The sequence below is a fragment of the Mycobacterium sp. TH-M82 genome (assembly GCF_057473605.1).
Map to the genome: position 1 here is coordinate 1 of NZ_JBYCKY010000767.1, position 18,891 is coordinate 18,891.

The window sequence follows — 18,891 nt, forward strand, 5'->3', positions numbered from 1 at the left end:
GCAGCTCCCGGGTCTTGGACTGCTCCCACTGCCCGGCCCAGCGTTTGAGCTGGCGCGGCGCATACGGCTTGTGGCTGGCCAGATCCGCCAGCCCCACAGCGTCGATGTCGACGGCGTGGATCTTGGCCAGCGCTTTCGGCATCGACAGCCCAATCTGCCTGCGGCGCTGCGGTGTCAGCGAATTGATGACCGGTATCCGGTCAAGCACTAGGCCGTCGACGAACCCCATCAGCAGCAGCGGGATCCCGTCGGCATCCCGGGTCAGCCCGTATACCCGCGGGGTGGGTACGTCGGTGTCCTGCAGGGCCGACAGGATCCGCGCCTCGCGGGCGACGTCATGCGCGGACGCCAGCAGATGCCCCAGCGGTGGACGCCGCAGCACCCAACTGTGGCCAGCGGTGTCGCACACCTGATAGGTCAGGTTCGATTGCCCGAGTCCTATGCGTTCGAAAGTCAGTGGGGGCGTGACCGCGATTCCGAGCTCGGCGATCCAGCGTCCGACCGTATCCGGGTCGACGCCGACGGCCGCAGCGCCGTCAGTCACCGGCGCTGGACCGGAACATCATTGCATTGCCCAGGATTTGGCCGCCGTCGACGACCATCGTCTCCCCGGTGACCCAGCTGGCCGCATCCGACACCAGAAACGCCGCCGCGCCCGCCACGTCGGGCGGCTCGCCGATCCGCCCCAGCGCGGTGGACGCCGACAGTGCCTGCTCGTGGTCCTTCCACAGCAGTTCCGCCATCCGGGTGCGCACCACCCCCGGGCAGATCGCGTTCACCCGCACTTTCGGCGAAAGCTCCAGCGCCAGTTGCTTGGTGACGTGGATCAGCGCGGCTTTGGTGGTGTTGTACAGACCGAGACCGGCTTCGAATCCCATCCCGCCGATCGAGGCGATGTTGAGCACGGATCCACCGTGCTGTCCCATCCATGCCCTGACCGTCAGTGAGGTCCACAGCAGCGGTCCCCACAGGTTGATGTCGAAGATCTTGGCGAAGACGCCGTGGTCCTGGTCGATCAGCGGGCCGAACGCGGGGTTGGTTCCAGCGTTGTTGACCAGAATATCGACACTGCCGAACCGCTCCAACGTGAGGTCGATGCAACGCCTGGCCGCATCCTCCTCGGCGGCGTGGGCAGCCACACCCAGCACGTTGCCGGTGACCTGCGCAGCCGCCGCGTCAGCATTTTCTTGCTTGCGGGAGGTGAGCACCACATTGGCACCGGCGGCGGCCAGCCGCTGCCCGATCGCCAGTCCGATTCCGCGGGACCCGCCGGTGATGACCGCGGTGCGACCGGTCAGTTCGGGCGCGGTCACCGCGCGGCCTCGCGGTACTTGCGCAACTCTTGCCGGGCGATCGCGCGCTTGTGTACCTCGTCCGGCCCGTCGGCCAGTCGCAGCGTGCGCAGATGTGCCCAGAACCCCGCCAACACGAAGTCGTCGGTGACACCGCCGGCGCCGTGCACCTGGATCGCCCGGTCGACGATCTTCAGCGCGATGTCGGGGGCGGCGACCTTGATGGCCGCGATCTCGGTCTGCGCCGCCTTGTTGCCGACGGTGTCCATCAGGTAGGCGGCCTTGAGGGTGAGCAGCCGGATCATCTCGATGTCGATGCGTGCCTCGGCGATCCAGTCCCGGATGTTGGCGTTCGCGCTGATCGGCTTGCCGAAGGTGATGCGCGACTCTGCCCGCCGGCACAGCAGCTCCAGCGCACGCTCGGCCATGCCGACCGTGCGCATGCAGTGGTGGATGCGGCCCGGCCCGAGCCGGGCTTGGGCGATCGCGAACCCCATCCCCTCGCCCATCAGCACGTCCTTGGCAGGCACCCGGACGTCGTGAAAGTCGATCTCGGCGTGGCCCTCCCGGTCCTGGTAGCCGAACACCGCCAACCCACGCAGCACGGTGACCCCGGGTGCGTCGATCGGCACGACCATCATGGACTGCTGAAGATGCGTTTCGGCGTCCGGATCGGTTTTCCCCATCACGATCATCACCGTGCAGTTGGCGTGCAATGCGTTGGAGGCGAACCACTTGCGGCCGTTGAGCAGGTATTCGTCGCCGTCGCGGACCATGGACAGCTGCACGTTGGTGGCGTCCGAGCAGGCCGCCTGCGGCTCGGTCATCGCGAACGCCGAGCGGATTGTGCCGTCCAGCAACGGCTTGAGGTATTTCTCCTTGTGCTCGTCGCTGCCGAACAGGGTGAACACCTCCATGTTGCCGGTGTCGGGTGCACTGCAGTTGCAGGCCTCCGGGGCCAGGTGCGGGCTGTGGCCCATGATCTCGCACAACGGTGCGTATTCCAGATTGGTCAGGCCCGGCCCCCACTCGGGATGCGGGTGGAACAGATTCCACAGTCCCCGCTTGCGGGCTTCGGTCTTGAGTTCCTCGATGATCGGCGGCTGGAAGTGTGGGTCACCGGAATCGCGCATCTGCTCCTCATAGACCGGCTCGGCCGGATAGATGTGCGAATCCATGAACTCCAGTAAATCCGAATGGTATCTCTCTGCGCGGTCGGTCATTTCGAACAATGGCATCAGAACTCCTTCTCGCCGAGGTTAAGCAGGCCGCGTTGGTAGCGGCGCATACCGCGCAGCCAGCGGTCGTAGTCGGTTGCCTTGTGGCGGTACATCTCCAGCACCACCGGGTGCGGCAGGATCAAGAACCGTTCGTCGGCGATGGCCGCCAGCACGGCGTCGGCAACCTCCGCGGGTTCCAACACGTCGCCGGCGGTGGTGACCGCTCGGGTCGCCAGGTCCCCGAGTGGGTCACCGGAGCGCTCACCGGAGTGCAGCAGTTGGGTGTTCACCCCCATCGGGCACAGGCAGCTGACCCGGACGCCCTGATCGCCGTAGCTGATGTTCAGCCATTCGGCAAATCCGACCGCCGCGTGCTTGGTCACCGCGTACGTGGCGCCGCCGAGTTGGGTGAGCAGGCCGGCCGCCGATGCGGTGCTGACGAAATAGCCCTCGCCACGCTGCACCCAGCCGGGCACCAGCAATTGCGCAGCGCGGATATGCGCGCGAAGGTTGACGTCGATGGACCGGTCCCAGTCGCTCTCGCCGGCGTCCAAACCCGGCGGGCCGGTAATGCCGGCATTGGCGAAATACAGGTCCACCGGCCCGAATTGACGCTCAGCGAGATCGATCAGCCGTCGGATCGCGGCAGTGTCGGAGACGTCCGCGCCCGCACTGACGACGGTGCCGGGCCGCTCGGCGTTGACCCGGCCGGCCACCGCCCGCGCGGCTTCACCGTCGAGATCGGCGGCCACCACCCGCGCACCCTGTCGGGCCAGTGCCACCGCCAGCGCGCCGCCGATGCCGCCGCCGCCGCCGGTGACGATGGCAACCTTGCGGTCAACCTCCATACGCAACGTCCTTCGCCGTCGTCGGTCCGCGAGCAGTCACAGAATCGCACACAGCCGCCTGCGCCGGGCCGGGGGACCTCATGTGGAGTCAGCGGCACAGCGTGGGAGCCCTCAAGCCTTCGGCCGCCGCAGCGGCGTCGAGCGCGTCGTCGGCCCGCAGCCCCTGAACACCCACGAGGTGCGCGGCAGCATCGACGACGGCTACGGTGGCCGGCAACGAGGACACCGGCATCGGTTGCCGCGAGCTCGCTCATACGGTGCTTCCGCCACAGCGCTGCCGGAACTTCGACTCGTGCCAGCTGACTGACCACCAGATGCGAAAACTTTCTGACGTCGGCTGACAGCATTCATGACACGAAGGGCGGGGAATCATCGGCTCGGCATCCGGACGCCAGCCGCGTGATCCATACTCGCGAATCCGCCGGGTCGATCACGTCGTCCAACTCGAACGTGGTCGCCGAGTTCAGCGCCCTGCCGTGCCGGTAGGCCGCTGCCACCAGCCGGTCGAACAGCTGCCGACGCTCGCCCGGATCGGCGACGTCGGCCAGTTCCTTGCCGAACCCGAGTCGCACCGCACCCTCCAGCCCCATACCGCCGATCTCGCCGGTCGGCCAGGCCACGGTGAACTGCGGCGCATGGAAGGAGCCGGCGGCCATCGCCATCGCACCCAGCCCGTAGCCCTTGCGCAGCACGATCATTCCCATCGGCACGGTCAGCCGCGCGCCGACGATGAACAGCCGGCCGAACCGGCGCACGGTCGCCTCCCGCTCGGCATCCGGACCGACCATGAAGCCGGGCGTGTCGCACAGCGAGATCACCGGTAGCCGAAACGACTCGCACAACGCCAGGAAGTCGGCGGCCTTGTCGGCCGCCTCGGCGTCGATGGCGCCGCCCAGGTGGTAGCCGTTGTTTGCCAGCAGCCCGTACACCACCCCTTCGACGCGGACCAGGGCGGTAACCACACCGACCCCGTGGTCGGGCCGCAGCTCCAACACCGACGCGACGTCGACGATCGCCTCGATCGCCCGGCGCACATCATAGGCGCGTAACCGGTTCTCCGGCACCACATGCCGGGCCAGTCGCGGATCTGGTGCCTGCCAATCGGCGACCCCGCCCCGAAAGTAGGACAGGTAGCGCTTCGCAAGCGCCACCGCGTCCGTTTCGTCGCGGGCGGCCAGGCTGACCACCCCGTTGCGTCGCTGCACATCAATCGGGCCGATATCCTGGGATCGGTGCACGCCGAGCCCGCCGCCCTCGATCATCGCCGGCCCGCCCATGCCGATGTTGGCGTCCGGCGTCGCGATGATCACGTCACACATACCGGCAAGTGCGGCGTTGCCGGCAAAGCAACGGCCGGAGACGATCGACACCAACGGCACCTGGCCGCTCAACCCGGCCAGGGTGCGGAAAGTCATCAGGTCCAGCCCGGCCATGCCGCCGGCGTCGGTGTCGCCGGGCCGGCCGCCACCGCCCTCGGCGAACAGCACCACCGGCAGCCGCCTGCAGGCGGCCAACTCGAAGACCCGGTCGGTTTTGGCGTGGTTGCGCATGCCCTGCGTGCCGGCCAGCACGGTGTAGTCGTAGGAAAGCACCACCGCCCCGGCGCCGCCGATGGTCGCCAGCCCGGCGACCAGGCCGTCGGCCGGGGTGTTGGCGATCAGGTCCTCTTCTGAGCGCCGGCTGCGCTGAGCGGCCAGTGTTAGCGCACCATATTCGACGAAGCTGCCCGGGTCGACCAGATCCGCGATGTTCTCCCGCGCCGTCCGGCGCCCCTGCCGGTGCCGCTTGGTGACGGCGTCCGGCCGGCCCTCGTCGCGGGTGAGCAGGTGCCGGTGTGCGACCTCGTCGAGATCGGTGCGCGGGGAGTCGAGATCGACTGCGGTAACCGACTCACCCGCTCCGCTGGCACCAGTACGCGTGAAAACCAGCAGCGGGTCGCCGGTTCCCACCACCTGCCCGGGCACCACCAGGATGCGGACCGCACTGGCCGCCGGCGCGGCGACGACGTGCTGCATCTTCATCGCTTCCAGCACCACCCCCTCCGGTGTCACCTCGACCACCGTTCCTGCCATCGGTGCAGGCAGCACCTGCTCACCTTCGGACAGGTCGGGTACGACAACGCGGCCGGCCTCGCTGCTGCGCGACGTCAGGTCGCCCACCAACTCGGGCAGCTGCTCACCGAGCCAGCCGATGGTCGCCGTCGACGAGTGGATCCAGCTCTCGGACAGCACTTCCCGCAGCAGCCCTATATTGGTGTCGATCCCCTCGATGACAAACTCGGCCAGTGCGGTCCTGGCTTTGCGTGCCGCCGCTGACAGCGACGTGCCGTGCACGTGGGTGATCACCTTGGCCAGCAGCGAGTCGAAACGGGGGCCTACGGTCAGCCCCGGCCTGCCATAGGTATCCACCCGCACACCCGGCCCGCTCGGCGAGGTGAACGTCGTCAGGGTGCCCGTTGTCGGCAGCACCGATCCGTCGGCGGCCACGATTTCGCTGTTCACCCGGCTCTCGATCGCGATACCGAGCGCCGCCGCCGGCTCCCCGGTCACCCGCGTGCCGTCGGCGATAACCCCGGCCGGCAACCCCAGCGCGTCGAGCGCGGCACCGCCGGCGATCGCGAACTGTGCCGCCACCAGGTCCACTCCGGTGACTTCTTCGGTGACGGTGTGCTCCACCTGGATTCGCGGGTTGACCTCGAGAAAGGTGAATCCGTCCTTAGTCTCAGTGACCAGGAATTCAACGGTTGCCAGCCCGTGGTAGCCCACGCTGGCACACAGCCGGGCGGCGGCTCGGTGCAGTTCGGCTCGCAACGTGACGGAAAGCCCTTGGGCGGGCGCGATTTCGACCAGTTTCTGGTAGCGCCGCTGAATGCTGCAGTCACGGTCGCCGAGCGCCATCGCGCAGGCGCCATCGGCGACGATCTGCACCTCGATATGGCGCGCATCGGCGACCAACTCCTCGGCGAACACCGCCGGGTCGCCGAAACCGAGCTGGGCTTCCGCGGCGCACCGGCGGTAGGCGTCGTCGAGCTGGTCCGCGCTGTCGACGGCACGCATCCCGCGGCCCCCGCCGCCGGCCAGCGCTTTGACCATGATGCCGTCGGGATGCGCAGCCAAGAAGGCGCGGACCTCGTCGAGGCTGGCGGCTCCGTCGGTGGCGGCCGGTACTGGCAGCCCGGCGGCGGTCGCAGCCCGCCGGGCCGCGGACTTGTCGCCGAACAGCTCCAGCAATTCGGCGTCCGGTCCGACAAAGATGGGTCCAGCGGCGGCCACAGCGCGAGCGAACGCGGCGTTCTCGGACAAGAACCCGTAGCCGGGGTGGATCATCTCGGCACCGGCCTTCTCCGCGGCGGTCAGGATCGCGGCATGGTCGAGGTAGGCGGACGGGCCCGAACCGGACAGCCCGAAGGCGTCGTCGGCCGCCGCCACGTGCGGGCTGTCGACGTCGTCCTCGGCGTATACGGCGACCGTGTGCAGGCCTAATTCGGTTGCGGTGCGGATGATCCGCAGCGCGATCTCGCCGCGGTTGGCGACCAGCACGGTTCTGGCGGCGCCCGTAGCGATCATCGCAGGGGTTTGCCCCACCGCACCTGCTCGCGCAGCTGCCCCTTGAGCAGCTTGCCGCTTGCGGTGCGCGGCAGCGCCTCGGTGACCACCGTGACGTACTGCGGGATCTTGAAATCGGCGAGCTGACTGCGGCAGTGCTCGAGCACCGCAGCCACGTCGACGCCGTGGGAGTCGCCGACCAGCACCGCGCCGACTTTCTCGCCCATCACGTCGTCGGGGACCGGCAGCACGCAGGCGTCGGCGACGCCCGGCGCCGCCAGCAGCGCGGCCTCCACCTCGACGCTGGAGACGTTCTCACCGCCCCGGATGATGATGTCCTTGAGCCGGTCGACGATGTGCACCCGGCCCGCGTCGTCGACCCGGACCACGTCACCGGTGCGCAGCCAGCCGTCCACGATGGTGGCCGCGGTGGCCTCCGGCTGGTTCCAGTAGCCGGCGGTCTCATTGGCTCCGCGCACCACCAGCTCACCGGTGGTCGGGTCGTCACCCAGGGGCTCCAGGCCGTTGTCGCCCGAAGGCACCACGTAGCCCACCGAGTCGGCGGGCTGGAACGCTTCGGCGTCGGGCAGCACGGTCATCAGCGACGCGGTCTCGGTCATCCCGTATCCGTTGAACACGGTGCCGGTGTCGAATGCGTTCTGTAGCGACTTCACCAGCGACGGCGCAATCGGGGCGCCGCCGTAGCCGACCCACCGGACCCCGGAGATGTCGGCGCCGGCGAAGCCGGGGTGTCGCAGCAGCAGTGCGTAGATCGCCGGGACGGTCACCAGCGACGAGATCCGTTCGGCGGGCAGCGCGTTGATCAGCCCGGGCAGGTCCAGCGCCGGCATGATCACCGCCGCACCCCCGGCGTAAGCGGCGACCAACAGTTGCGAATTACAGCCGGTGACATGAAAAAGCGGCACCGAGATCAGCGTGCGCAACCCTTCACCGATATCGCGGGACTCCCCCATGCAGCGCAGCATGTTCTCGGCATTGGTCAGAAACGCCTCGTGAGTGGTGGGCACCCCCTTGGGGTGCCCGGTGGTGCCCGAGGTGTAGAACAACGCCGCGATATCGCCGCCGCCCAGGCCGTCGACCAGATACGGTTCGCCGTCCGGCAGTGGGACATCCGGCGCCAGGTCGATTCGCGCCCCGGCGTCGGAGAGCACGAATTCCACTTCCGGTGCCGCCGAACGGGTGTTGACCGCCACCGGCACCCCGCCGGCCATCAGTGCGCCCCAGAACGCCAGCACCCAATCCAGCCCCGCCGGATAGCGCACCCCGACCCGGTCACCGCGATGCAGCCCGGCGTTGCGCAACCCGCCCGCCACCCGGGCCGCACGCTGCCACAGCTGGCGATAGGTCACCCGGCCGGCGCCGAGTTCCACCACGGCTTCGCGGTCCGGCCGGTGCTGCACCTGGTCGGCGAGCAAGTCCAGCAGCGTCTCCGGCAGGTGGTCGTAGTGTGGCACGCCGCGGGCATCCCGGGATACCCGTGCGGTCGGAAATGGGTTGTGCCGGCGCGAAATCTCGACCACGGCACGCTCTGCGGTCATGTCCACTCCGTTCCAACGCCACCCTACGACGCTGCGCAGTGCCGCACACCGGTATCGGACAGCCGCTCACTGACGGCCCCGCGGATCACACGTTGACTCTGGTAACTTCTAGAACCTGCGTCTACTTCTTAGGGGGAGTCTTGCGAAATCAGATGCCTGCCCTCACGGTGGGCGGTACCGCCCGATGAAGCTGCCCGATCTTCACCTGTCCCGGCCCGCGATCGTCACGCCGGACGAGACGGTCGACAATGATACCGTGCTGTCACACGTCCGCGACGTGTTTCGCGGCTCTCCGGCCGAGTGGGAGCCGATCGACCAGGGCATCCGGTACGTGTTCGACCGGTGCAACACCAAGCTCCGCTACCTGGTGACCGATCCGACGCTGTCGCCCGGCGAGTTCGCGTCGCGCGCGGCGGCCGCCTGCCTGGCCGAGAACGCCGTGTCAGCATCCGAGATCGACCTGCTGATCTACGGCGGGATCGCCCGGGAGAACTTCGAGCCGGCCACCGCCGCCGAGGTCGCCGGTCGCCTCGGCGCGAAGCCACTGCACGCCACCGACGTGACCTGCGCCTGTGCCGGGCTGATCGAGGCGGTGCACGTCGTCGCGGGCTATTTCGCCCTTCACGACGAGCTGCAGATGGCGCTCATCTGCGCCGGTGAGCTGATGCGCGACCGGATCAGCTACGACATCCAGTCGCCCGAGGACATGGCGGTCGGCGTTGCCGGCCTGACGCTCGGCAATGCCGCCGCCGCGCTGCTGGTCACCCGCGGACCGCTGCCGGCGGGCAGCGCGCGGGTAGTGGGAATGCGGCACAAGACGCTCGCGGAGCACTACGACATCTGCAAGGCACCGGTCGACGGCCACTTCACGTCACAGTCCAAAGAGCTGTTCGCCCTCGCGGTGCACGTCCCGCCCGAGATCCGCGCCCTGACGACCGACGCCGGATGGTCACCGGCCGACGTCGACCACTACGCGTTCCACCAGCCCAGCGAGGCGGTGCTGGAGCGCGTCTTCGCCGAGCTCGGCGCCAGCCCGCAGGCGGGCATCCACACCCACGCGCTGTTCGGCAACACCGCGAGCACCTCATGGGCGGTCGCGCTGGATCACCGACTGCGCAACGGGACCGTCCAGGCCGGCGACAAGATCGTCCTCGCGAGCGCCGCAGCCGGTTTCACGATCGTCTGCGCCGCCGCGGTGTGGGACGGCTGATGCGGCACCACCTGCGGCTCTACCGGGCGATCACCAAGACGTTCCGGCTCTGGCTGCGGCCGCTGGGCACGTTCCTGCTCCTGCAGGTGCGCCAGGCCGTCTCGGCGGCGACCCTCGGCCTGGACCATATCGTTTATCCGCGGTTTCGCAAGCAGGTGATCGACCGGCCGATCTTCATCATCGGCAATCCGCGCAGCGGCACCACATTCCTGCACCGGCTGCTGCTCGGGGCCGGCGACATGGCCGCCCTCGAGCTGTGGGAGATGCTCTTCCCGGCCATCACGGCCCGCAAGCTGTTGAGCAGGGTCGTCTCCCGCGCCGATCGGCTGTCGCCCGCGCGCTACCATCCCTCCGACGTGCACGACACCAGCCTGCGCGGCATCGAGACCGACGACGTCGCGTGGTTCTTCCGCACGCTCGACGGCCCGTTCGCCTGGGCGTACTTCCTGGCCTGGCAGGACACCTGGGGCAGCGAACTGTCGCGGCGGGAATTCGGGATCGAGGGCGTCCCCGCGCGCGACGCGGAACGCTTCTTCCGGTACTACGAGGCGTGCTGGCGGCGGAACCTGACGTTCAAGCACGCCCGTCGCATCCTGGTCAAGTCGAGCATGCTCACCTTCCGCCTGGACGCGCTGCTGCACCGCTACCCCGACTGCCGGCTGGTCTACGTCGCCCGCGACCCGGTCGAGGTCATCCCGTCGGGGATGTCGCTGCTGGCCAGCGTGCTGGAGAACGCCTACGACATCTGGAACCGCACCCGAAAGGAGGATCAGCAGCGCTGGCTGGATAACCTCTACCAGGCATCGTGCGACATGATCCGCCGCTTCCACGACGCCCGGCTGGCCGGCCGAATCCCGGAGAAGAACCTCTTGGTGGTGCGCTACCCGGACCTGCTGAGCAACCTCGAGCCGACGATCGAGAAGATCCTCGACTTCATCGAGATCGAGCCGAGTGCGGCCTTCCGGGCGGAGGTACGGGCGCAGGCCGAGCGACAGCGCAGCTACACCAGCGGTCACCAACACTCCCCCGAGCAGTTCGGCCTTTCCGCGGAACGCATCCGCAGCGACCTCGGCTTCGTCTACGACGCGTTCGGGCTGTCCCGTGAGCCCGGTTGACGCGCAGCGTCGGCGCGACAGGGCATCCGTCGTCGAGCCCGTGACGTATCCGCCTGTTTCTTGTGTCGAAGATGCGTCGACGTGATTGCCGAGAAATCAGCGGGGGCGTCTACGCTACCGTCCAGCCAGCCCACCGCGATAGCCGCATGAACGCCTATCGAGACAGCCGGTCGGCACGAGGAATCCTCGCAGTTTCACTGCGGGGAGGACGTAAAACTCCGTATGCAGACCTCACTCCATCAGCACCCCGTCAGCACTCCATGAGCGTCGCGGCCAGGGTGCCGCCGAGTTCGTAGGCGGCATCTCGCGCCCTGGCATCGACCGCGCCGACGACTTCCAGCGTGTCGGCCACCCTTTCCAACGACAGGCCGGTAGCCGCCTTGTACACCGCGTTGGCCGCCCCGACGGTGTCGTTGTTGCCGTGCACCCACAAGCCGTAGGGGCGCCCCGCCACATGATCCAGGCTCGGGTAGTAGACGGTGTCGAAGAAGTGCTTGAGCGCACCGGACATGTAGCCGAGGTTGGCCGGGGTGCCGAACAGGTAGCCGTCGGCGCCCAACATGTCGGGCACCACAGCGGCCAGCGCCGGCCGGACCACCACCTCGACGCCCTCGATGGCCGGGTCATTGGCGCCGGCCAAGACCGCCTCGAGCAACTCCCGGGTGGGTGGCGACGGCGTGTGGTGCACCACCAGCAGCTTCTTGCTACTCATCCGCACCGCTCCTGCGCATCGCTACGCTCTGCATCGTCGCCGGCGCAACTCATCGGCTTTCCTGCAGTCGGACCGCGACCCGCAGCGCCTCCCGCGCCCGGCGGCGGTCCCCGGCGTGGTCATAGGCGCGCGCCAGCCGGTACCAGCGCCGCCAATCGTCCGGCTCGCGATCCAGTTCTTCACGGACGGCGTCAAACAGCGCGTCGGCGGCCTCGCGCTGGACGCGCCCCGACGGCCTCCGGGGTAACGCGCTGACATCCAGTTCCATGCCATCGTCGGCGATCAGCCGCGCCAGCCGCTGATGGGCGAACCCGTCGCGCAGCGTGGCGATCATCGCCCACAGCCCGATGACCGGCAGGATCAGCAGCGCCGCGCCCAGCCCGACCGCCACCGCGGAGCCGGAGATGATCATCAGCACCGCGATGCGGCCGAGCAGCACCAGATACATCAGCAGCGCCAGACACATGAACCCGACGAGCAACCGGTTCCGGGTAAGACGTGACACCGCAATCACGTTCGTCATGTCAGGTCCAACAGCGGTTCGATACCCACCGTCAGACCGGGACGCTCGGAGATGCGGCGTACGGCCAGCAGCACGCCGGGCACGAACGAGGTGCGGTCCAGGCTGTCGTGCCGGATGGTCAGCGTCTCCCCGGCGGTGCCCAACAGCACCTCCTGGTGGGCGACCAGCCCGGCCAGCCGCACCGAGTGCACCGGGATGCCGTTGACGTCGGCGCCGCGGGCACCTGGCAGGCTGGTGCTGGTGGCATCGGGGTTGGGCGGCAGGTCTTTTCGGGCTGCAGCGATCAGCTCGGCGGTGCGCACGGCGGTACCCGACGGGGCGTCGGCCTTGTGCGGGTGGTGCAGCTCGATGACTTCCACCGAGTCGTAGAACCTCGCCGCCTGGGCGGCGAAATGCATCGACAGCACCGCCCCGATCGCGAAATTGGGCGCAATCAGCACCGCGGCGCCCGGCTCGGCCTCCAACCATGACCGCACCCGGGTCAGCCGCTCCCCGGTGAAACCGGTAGTGCCGACAACGGCGGAGATCCGATTGTCGATCAAGAACTTCAGATTGTCCATGACGACGTCGGGGTGGGTGAAGTCGATCACCACCTCGGTGCCGCCCTCGGTCAGCAGGCTCAGCGGGTCGCCGGCATCGACCTGCGCGGACAGCGTCAGATCCGCCGCGGCCCGCACCGCGGCGACCATCGTCGCACCGACTTTGCCCTTGGCGCCCAGCACGCCCACCCGCATAGCTGCAGCTTACTGGTGCTGCCGCCGGTCACCGCCGACACGTCCGGCTCGACCGATCGGTGTGTAAACCGTCGACATCTGCGCCTGATGCTGGTAGACGTGGAACCAATGCTCGAATACGGCGGGTGTTTGGCCGCCACTCATTCAGCTCATCGAGCTCATTCCAGCGCATTCGGCCGCCGGGGTGATCATCGACTTGCATCGTTGCCGAATGAACTTGGCTCATAGGAGAATGCGATGACGCTGGCTGAATTGTCGAAGGCTGTCGGCCGTCGGGTCACCGACCCCGTCCCACTGGCAAAAAACGTTTCGGGTGAGCTCGATGGGTTGTCAAACAGAACCGTGATCTCGGCACTGGACCTGACCAGAAATGAGCTGCTGAGCCTGTTTTCGGTTGCCGCCCGGCTGCAGACCGGTGAGTCGGCATCCGACGCGCTGCGGGGAAAGGTCGTGCTCACCGCGTTCTTCGAGCCCAGTACCAGGACCCGACTCTCCTTCGAGTCCGCCGCCCACCGGCTGGGCGCCTCGGTGATCAGTATCGCCGACGCCGGGCACACCAGCGTGGATAAAGGTGAATCGTTTGCCGATACCGGGATCATGTTCGACGCCTACGCCGACATCGTGGTGCTGCGGCACTTCGCCGACAGTGTGGTTGACGACATTCGTTCCGCCGGCATGACGACGCCGCTGATCAACGCCGGCAACGGCGCCAAGGAGCACCCGACGCAGGCCATCGCCGATTGGTATGCACTGTCGAAGTGGCGCCCGCAGCTCGCCGGCCTGGGGCACGCCACCGTGGACGACGAACGATTATCGGTGGGTATTCTCGGCGCTCCGCGGCGGATGCGTGCGTTGCGCAGCTTTTTGCTCATGGCGGCCGAGCATTTCGCGGCCGGCATCGGCGACATCACGATCGTCTCCGACGATCCGCAGCCACTCGATGACGAGGTCGCCGAGCTTCTCGACCGGCACAGCCTGGACTACCGGTGCACCACCGAGTTCGAGGCGATCGCAACGGAGTTCGACGTCATCTACCAGAACTCACTGGGGCTCGATGGCCAGCAGTACCGTGAGCTGGAGCCCAAGTACCGGATCGACTCCACCACGCCGCTGAAGGCCGACGCGGTCGTCATGCATCCGCTGGCACGACAAGCCGAGTTGGGCACCGACCTCGACGACACCCCGCACAACCTGTACTTCGACCAGGCCGTCGGCGCGGTGTTCGTCCGCCAAGCCTTACTGCTGGCGATCGGCGGCCGGCTCGACGCATTGAACTGGGAAGTCTGACTGTATGTGCGGCATAACAGGATTCTGGACGCTGCGACGACTCACCCCAGACGCACCCGACATCATCGACCGCATGACCGGCGCCATCGGGCATCGCGGTCCGGACGGCCCCGGCGCCGTGGTGCGGCCGGAGTCGGGTCTGGCGATGGGGCATGTCCGACTGGCGATCAACGACCTCAGCCCTGGCGGCAAGCAGCCCCTTGCGACCGCCGACGGTGAGGTGATGGCGACCGTCGCCGGTGAAATCTACGGGTTTGCGCGGATGCGGGCGGAGCTGACCGCGCTGGGGGAAGCTTTCCACTCCAAGTCCGACAGTGAGTTGGTGCTGGCACTGTATCGGCGGTACGGCCTGGATTTCGTGAACCATCTGCGCGGCGAATACGCCATCGCCCTGGCCGATTTCACCCGCGATCGGCTGGTGCTGGTCCGGGACCGGTTCGGGGTACGCCCACTGTCCTTCCACGTGGGCGCAGCGATCTTCGGCTGGGCGTCTGAAGCCAAGGCGTTGCTGGAACACCCGGCCGTGCCGCGGCGGCTGTCGAGGACTGCCGCTGTCAACCAACTCGTCCAGGTCATGGTCCCCGGGTCGACGGCGTTCGACGGAATCGAATCGGTCCAGCCCGGCCACCTGGTGGTTGTCGACCGTGACAAGGACCGGTTCCGGGTCCGCACGCACTGCTACTGGGATCTCGACTTTCCCCCCCACGGTGACTGGGATGACCTCGAGCCGGAGCAGCATGTCGACGCGGTGCGCTCGGCGATTTCCGACGCGGTCGCGGTGCGCATCCAGGCTGACGTACCGGTGGGCCAGTACCTGTCCGGCGGGATGGACAGCGGCGCCATCCTGGGCATCGCCAGCGCGGTTGCGCAGACGTCGCCGCAGGCGTTCACGATCGGTTTCGACGATCCGGTCTATGACGAGGCCGACGTCGCCGCCAAGGTCGCCGAGTACAACGGCGCACAGCTGGTGCAGCGGCGCATCGGAGCCGGTGAGCTCTACGGAGACAACTACGTGCGTGCGGTGTGGCACAGCGAGCGCACCTTCTACAACACCCTGGGTGTCGCCAAGATGCTGCTCAGTCAGGCCACCAGCGAGGCGGGTTTCCGAGCCGTGCTCTCCGGTGAGGGCGCCGACGAACTGTTCGCCGGCTACCCGGCGTTCGCGATCGACCACGTCTCGTCGCAACTGGACCCGGCCGACGAGGTGTTTGTCGGCGCCATCCTGCCCGCGCAGCCGCAGCGCCACCCCGGGTTCGAGCGGGTGATGGGCTTCACGCCGGGCTGGGTGCAGCCCTGGGTGTCGGCCTGGCATCAGGTCAAACCGCTGCTTGCCGACGGGCTGCTCGACGACCTCGGCGGCTATGACCCGCTGGAGGCGGTGGCGCAGAGCCTCGATGCGGGCAAACTCGAGCGTCGGGACCGGCTGGACCAGGCCCAGTACAGCTGGATCAAGACGATGCTGGACGGCCAGATCCTCAGCTGGGGTGGCGACCGCGTGGACATGTCGCATGCCGTGGAGACTCGGCCCGCGCTGCTGGACCATCACGTCGCCGAGACAGCGGCGCGGGTTCCGCCGGGACTACGCATACGGGAAGGCACCGAGAAATGGGTGCTGCGCGAAGCACTCCGGCATGCGATGCCCGACTTCTTGTACCGGAAACGAAAATTCGCGTTCATGGCACCACCGGCGCACCGCTCCGTCTCCCAATCCGAGCGGCTCTCCCGGCTGACCACGAAATATCTGACCAGCGACCGGATCGCCGAAGCCGGCATCTGCTCCCCGGAACGCACTCGGCGATTCCTCGCCGAAGTGCCGTCCGGTGCGGACCGGCAGGCCGCGGCCAACGAGCACGACAAGATCCACAACCACCTGCTGGGTCTGCATATCCTGCACGACCTGTTCGTCGCGTAGCCAAACCCATAACCTTAGGACCAGCACCGTCTTGGTGGGGTAGTCGACGTGCGCTCAGGCGGCGGCGACCGGACGGCAACTGGACATCGATGTGCGCGCCCAGCGTCCAGGACGTCAGCAGGCCGCCATTCGGGTCGGCGAAGGTCAACGCCACCGCGTCCGGGGTGACCATCTCGCGCTTGGTGATGACGGCGGTGATCGTCCGCCGCACCGGTCCCACCTGCGCGGGCTTCCACCGCGAGACAACGAAAAAACCCTTGAACACGGTGACGGCGCCCCACAGCATGGCGTAGAACCGGTCATGCCTGCGCCGGCCATAGAGGTCGGCGGGTCCGTTTTCCCAGATATCTTGCCGCACAGCGACTCTTATCGGCCTTGGCGCATGCCTCCGATGCCGCCGGTGACCGCACGGTCCACCCACTCTGCCGTCAGCCGGGCGATGACATCGGGACGGCTGGTCACCACCCAGTGACCGCCGTCGATCGAAACGACCCGACCACCGGCCGGAATCGAGCCGGTGAAGCACTGCAGGGCGGGGGTGACGAAGATGTCCCTGCGCGGCACCAGCACCTGGACCCCAACGTCGGTGGTGGGCAGCTGCTTCGCCGGGAAGAACATCGGCTTCGGCATGTTCGCCCGGTACAGGTTGAGCCCGTTTCGGTAGTCGGAGATAGTCCGCGCCGCGGCGCGCGGTTGCGCACGGGTGCTGGAATCGCCGATGCGCCCAAGTCTTTCAACAACCTTGCGGCCCAGCCTGATCCGGAACAATGCCTCGGGCAGCTTCGGTGCCAGAAACAGCCAGATGTATGTCGAAGCCAGCCCCTGTTTGGCCACATCGACGACTGCGCGCAGGCTGCGCGGCGACCGCAGGAACTTGCCGGCGTAATCCAGGTGCGGCCCCGAGATCGAGGTGTAGGAGGCGATTTTCGGCATCAACACCGGATCAGTGACTGCGGCCCAGCCCTGGATCGAACCCCAGTCATGTCCCAACAGATGCACCCGGTCCACACCCAGGTGGTCGATCACTGCGCCCATGTCGGCGAGCAGCTGGGGAAACCGGTACCCGGACGCCTCCGCCGGGGCTGACGACTCACCGGCCCCGCGCACGTCGTAGGCGACGACGTTGTAGCGGCCGGGGTATGTATCGGCCAGTTGCTCGGCGACTCCGTCCCAGAGGTGGTGATTGTCCGGGTAGCCGTGGATCGCCAGGACGGTCGGCCGTCGCGGATCGATGTCGGTGTAGGCGTGCACCGCCAAGGTCACGCCGTCCCCGGCAGTCACAGCTGTGGTGGTCATGACGTCGTCCCGTCAGTGGGTGGCGAAAGGTTCGCCCGGCACGTGGTGGACGGGCAGGTTCGACCAGTCGAACCTGACGTCGCGCGCCTGTAGGACGACGCGCTCGTGATCCAGACAAGCGTCGTGCGGACCCGCCGCGTCATCGCTGACCTTCACCATGAGAACACCCTAGCTCAGGGTTACGTCACACAACGACGTGTAAAAATGGGGCGTCCGACGAAGATCGGCTGCTATCGGCCGAGTTGTTCGACCAGCATCACCTGCAGCTCGCCGACGAAAAATCCGAGCACGGCGCCGACCATGACCATGAGCATCTCGTCGTCTTTGAATACCGGTCGCAGGATGGATTCGTACTGCTCAGGTGTCAGCTTGTTCATTTTGTCGATGACGAGGTTCTCGACGTCGAGGGTCTTGACGGCGTAGTCCCTGGCTTCGGCCATGGTGTCCGGCACTCGCTCCAGCAGCATCCGCACGATGGCGTCTTTGACCTCGCGGTAGCGTTTGGTGCCGATCGCCAGCGTGATCAGCGGTCGCGTCGCGCCGGCCTGCGCGTCGATCGCTTGTGAGACCTCCGTGTCGACGAGGGCGAACAGCCGTTCGGAGGTCGGGCCCTGCAGGACCGCCTCCATCAGCACCTCCGGTGCGAAGAGGTCGGTGGCCAGCAGGCGGGCGTAGTCGCGGGTCACGGCGTCGCGTCGCGCGTGCAGCACGCCGTGGATCGGAAACCCGAGGAACTTCTTCGGTTGGCGGGGTATGAAGATCAGGTTCAACGCCAGCCAATCGCTGGCGAAACCGGTGACAAAGCCGAACCCCGGCATGATCCAGGGGTTGTGGAACACACCCCAGGCGACCATCTGCACCAGGCCGATCGCGAAGCCGAAGTAGATGCCGCTGCGGCGGATGAACGTCAATGCCGCCCCGCCCATCCCCCGCATCATGTCGTTGAGCTGCGCCTTGTTCTTCACCAGCGTGGTGACGGCGAGGTAATGCAGGTCGATGAACCGCGGCAGGTCGGCCCGCATCTCGGTAAGCAGATTGTCGACAACACCGGGCGCGGCGGCCTGCACCCGCGACAGCACCGCCTCGCGGCCCACGGCCGGCAGTGCGGCCCACAGGCCGGGGCGCACCATCTCCGCGAGTTCGTGGGCCATCTCCTCGATGCTGCGGGTGAGTGGCTCGCGCAGATCCTCCACCACCTGCCTGGCGTCTATCTTGTCCAGGATCTCCTCGGGCCGCAGCAGCTTGTCGGTCATCAACTGGATGGTCACCGCCGCGGTCTTGCCGGCGCGGCGCGGGATCACCCCCTGCCAGCCCAACGGCCCGATGCCGACGAACTCGATCGGCCGGTAGAGCATCTGCAACGCGACGAGCTTGGTGACGTAGCCGACGAAGGCGGCCACCAACGGCATGGACAAATAGATGAACCAGTTCAGCTTGACGTCGGCGGCGATCTCACCCCAACCCTGCAGGGCGACGACGGAGGACGTCACCCGCGTTCCCGGGCCCCGCGCACCGCAGCCCACAATTCCAGGCCGAGTCCGGACAGGCGCAGCGTGTACTTCTCGGTGTGGGCCGGGATCGGGCCGCGGCCGGCCTTCTTGACGGCCGCCAGCACCGCGGTGTCGGCGCCGAGGATCT

The 18,891-nt window shown here is 67.7% G+C and carries 15 protein-coding genes and 3 pseudogenes; 4 read left to right on the forward strand and 14 right to left on the reverse strand.

Going from position 1 to position 18,891, the window contains the following annotated elements; translation table 11 throughout:
- The 7 genes from AC2VON_RS22695 to AC2VON_RS22725 all read right to left on the reverse strand — a co-directional run.
- The coding region (locus tag AC2VON_RS22695; protein ID WP_486954887.1) for a phosphotransferase family protein at window positions 1-544 on the reverse strand (544 nt) is incomplete at its 3' end.
- On the reverse strand, window positions 537-1,313 hold the full coding sequence (locus AC2VON_RS22700; RefSeq protein ID WP_486954888.1) for an SDR family oxidoreductase: 777 nt from the start codon (window positions 1,311-1,313) through the stop codon (window positions 537-539). The genes AC2VON_RS22695 and AC2VON_RS22700, both read right to left, overlap by 8 nt.
- A complete protein-coding gene (locus tag AC2VON_RS22705; protein ID WP_486954889.1) occupies window positions 1,310-2,530 on the reverse strand; it encodes an acyl-CoA dehydrogenase family protein in 1,221 nt (406 codons plus the stop codon). Before AC2VON_RS22705 ends, AC2VON_RS22700 begins: the two co-directional genes overlap by 4 nt.
- The gene (locus AC2VON_RS22710; RefSeq protein ID WP_486954890.1) at window positions 2,530-3,360 is read right to left on the reverse strand and encodes an SDR family oxidoreductase; all 831 of its coding nucleotides are present in this window, start codon (window positions 3,358-3,360) and stop codon (window positions 2,530-2,532) included. Before AC2VON_RS22710 ends, AC2VON_RS22705 begins: the two co-directional genes overlap by 1 nt.
- Before the next feature lie 88 nt (window positions 3,361-3,448).
- Window positions 3,449-3,577 carry a hypothetical protein gene (locus AC2VON_RS22715; RefSeq protein WP_486954891.1) on the reverse strand — a complete coding sequence of 43 codons (129 nt, stop codon included), beginning with the start codon at window positions 3,575-3,577 and terminating at the stop codon, window positions 3,449-3,451.
- Window positions 3,578-3,707: 130 nt separating this feature from the next.
- Window positions 3,708-6,926, reverse strand: coding sequence for a carboxyl transferase domain-containing protein (locus tag AC2VON_RS22720; protein WP_486954892.1), 3,219 nt, complete (start codon window positions 6,924-6,926; stop codon window positions 3,708-3,710).
- Window positions 6,923-8,446 carry a class I adenylate-forming enzyme family protein gene (locus AC2VON_RS22725; protein WP_486954901.1) on the reverse strand — a complete coding sequence of 508 codons (1,524 nt, stop codon included), beginning with the start codon at window positions 8,444-8,446 and terminating at the stop codon, window positions 6,923-6,925. The genes AC2VON_RS22720 and AC2VON_RS22725 overlap by 4 nt, the downstream gene beginning before the upstream one ends.
- Window positions 8,447-8,648: 202 nt before the next feature.
- On the opposite strand from AC2VON_RS22725, the gene AC2VON_RS22730 reads away from it, so the two are divergent.
- Window positions 8,649-9,674: a 3-oxoacyl-ACP synthase III family protein gene (locus AC2VON_RS22730; protein ID WP_486954893.1), complete on the forward strand. Its 1,026-nt coding sequence runs from the start codon at window positions 8,649-8,651 to the stop codon at window positions 9,672-9,674.
- A complete protein-coding gene (locus AC2VON_RS22735) occupies window positions 9,674-10,789 on the forward strand; it encodes a sulfotransferase family protein (RefSeq protein WP_486954894.1) in 1,116 nt (371 codons plus the stop codon). The genes AC2VON_RS22730 and AC2VON_RS22735 overlap by 1 nt, the downstream gene beginning before the upstream one ends.
- Before the next feature lie 250 nt (window positions 10,790-11,039).
- On the opposite strand, the gene AC2VON_RS22740 is transcribed toward AC2VON_RS22735, so the two are convergent.
- The 3 genes from AC2VON_RS22740 to dapB are packed head-to-tail and all read right to left on the reverse strand — an operon-like array spanning window position 11,040 to window position 12,758.
- Window positions 11,040-11,501: a flavodoxin family protein gene (locus tag AC2VON_RS22740; protein WP_486954895.1), complete on the reverse strand. Its 462-nt coding sequence runs from the start codon at window positions 11,499-11,501 to the stop codon at window positions 11,040-11,042.
- Between the two features lie 49 nt (window positions 11,502-11,550).
- Window positions 11,551-12,024, reverse strand: a complete 474-nt coding sequence (locus AC2VON_RS22745; protein ID WP_486954896.1) for a tetratricopeptide repeat protein — start codon at window positions 12,022-12,024, stop codon at window positions 11,551-11,553.
- On the reverse strand, window positions 12,021-12,758 hold the full coding sequence (gene dapB / locus AC2VON_RS22750; RefSeq protein WP_486954897.1) for a 4-hydroxy-tetrahydrodipicolinate reductase: 738 nt from the start codon (window positions 12,756-12,758) through the stop codon (window positions 12,021-12,023). The genes AC2VON_RS22745 and dapB overlap by 4 nt, the downstream gene beginning before the upstream one ends.
- Window positions 12,759-12,995: 237 nt before the next feature.
- On the opposite strand from dapB, the gene AC2VON_RS22755 reads away from it, so the two are divergent.
- Together AC2VON_RS22755 and asnB are read left to right on the forward strand one after the other, a co-directional pair.
- Window positions 12,996-14,045: an aspartate/ornithine carbamoyltransferase family protein gene (locus tag AC2VON_RS22755; RefSeq protein WP_486954898.1), complete on the forward strand. Its 1,050-nt coding sequence runs from the start codon at window positions 12,996-12,998 to the stop codon at window positions 14,043-14,045.
- Window positions 14,046-14,049: 4 nt separating this feature from the next.
- Window positions 14,050-15,957 carry an asparagine synthase (glutamine-hydrolyzing) gene (asnB, locus tag AC2VON_RS22760; RefSeq protein ID WP_486954899.1) on the forward strand — a complete coding sequence of 636 codons (1,908 nt, stop codon included), beginning with the start codon at window positions 14,050-14,052 and terminating at the stop codon, window positions 15,955-15,957.
- Window positions 15,958-16,015: 58 nt separating this feature from the next.
- Here asnB and AC2VON_RS22765 read toward each other — a convergent pair.
- The 4 genes and pseudogenes from AC2VON_RS22765 to AC2VON_RS22780 form a co-directional block, all read right to left on the reverse strand.
- Window positions 16,016-16,327: pseudogene (locus AC2VON_RS22765) on the reverse strand (oxidoreductase); the annotation flags it as partial.
- A 26-nt stretch (window positions 16,328-16,353) separates the two neighbouring features.
- Window positions 16,354-17,253: pseudogene (locus AC2VON_RS22770) on the reverse strand (alpha/beta fold hydrolase); the annotation flags it as partial.
- 15 nt (window positions 17,254-17,268) lie between these two features.
- Window positions 17,269-17,412 (reverse strand): annotated as a pseudogene (locus AC2VON_RS22775) (metal-dependent hydrolase); the annotation flags it as partial.
- A 71-nt stretch (window positions 17,413-17,483) separates the two neighbouring features.
- The gene (locus tag AC2VON_RS22780; RefSeq protein ID WP_486954900.1) at window positions 17,484-18,743 is read right to left on the reverse strand and encodes a DUF445 domain-containing protein; all 1,260 of its coding nucleotides are present in this window, start codon (window positions 18,741-18,743) and stop codon (window positions 17,484-17,486) included.
- Between the last annotated feature and the right edge of the window lie 148 nt (window positions 18,744-18,891).

Coding starts and splice junctions, on each gene's coding strand:
- AC2VON_RS22705 (WP_486954889.1), bottom strand. CDS start 2,530: ATGCCATTGTTCGAAATGACCGACCGCGCAGAGAGATACCATTCGGAT.
- AC2VON_RS22710 (WP_486954890.1), bottom strand. CDS start 3,360: ATGGAGGTTGACCGCAAGGTTGCCATCGTCACCGGCGGCGGCGGCGGC.
- AC2VON_RS22720 (WP_486954892.1), bottom strand. CDS start 6,926: ATGATCGCTACGGGCGCCGCCAGAACCGTGCTGGTCGCCAACCGCGGC.
- AC2VON_RS22730 (WP_486954893.1), top strand. CDS start 8,649: ATGAAGCTGCCCGATCTTCACCTGTCCCGGCCCGCGATCGTCACGCCG.
- AC2VON_RS22735 (WP_486954894.1), top strand. CDS start 9,674: ATGCGGCACCACCTGCGGCTCTACCGGGCGATCACCAAGACGTTCCGG.
- AC2VON_RS22740 (WP_486954895.1), bottom strand. CDS start 11,501: ATGAGTAGCAAGAAGCTGCTGGTGGTGCACCACACGCCGTCGCCACCC.
- AC2VON_RS22745 (WP_486954896.1), bottom strand. CDS start 12,024: ATGACGAACGTGATTGCGGTGTCACGTCTTACCCGGAACCGGTTGCTC.
- dapB (WP_486954897.1), bottom strand. CDS start 12,758: ATGCGGGTGGGCGTGCTGGGCGCCAAGGGCAAAGTCGGTGCGACGATG.
- AC2VON_RS22755 (WP_486954898.1), top strand. CDS start 12,996: ATGACGCTGGCTGAATTGTCGAAGGCTGTCGGCCGTCGGGTCACCGAC.
- asnB (WP_486954899.1), top strand. CDS start 14,050: ATGTGCGGCATAACAGGATTCTGGACGCTGCGACGACTCACCCCAGAC.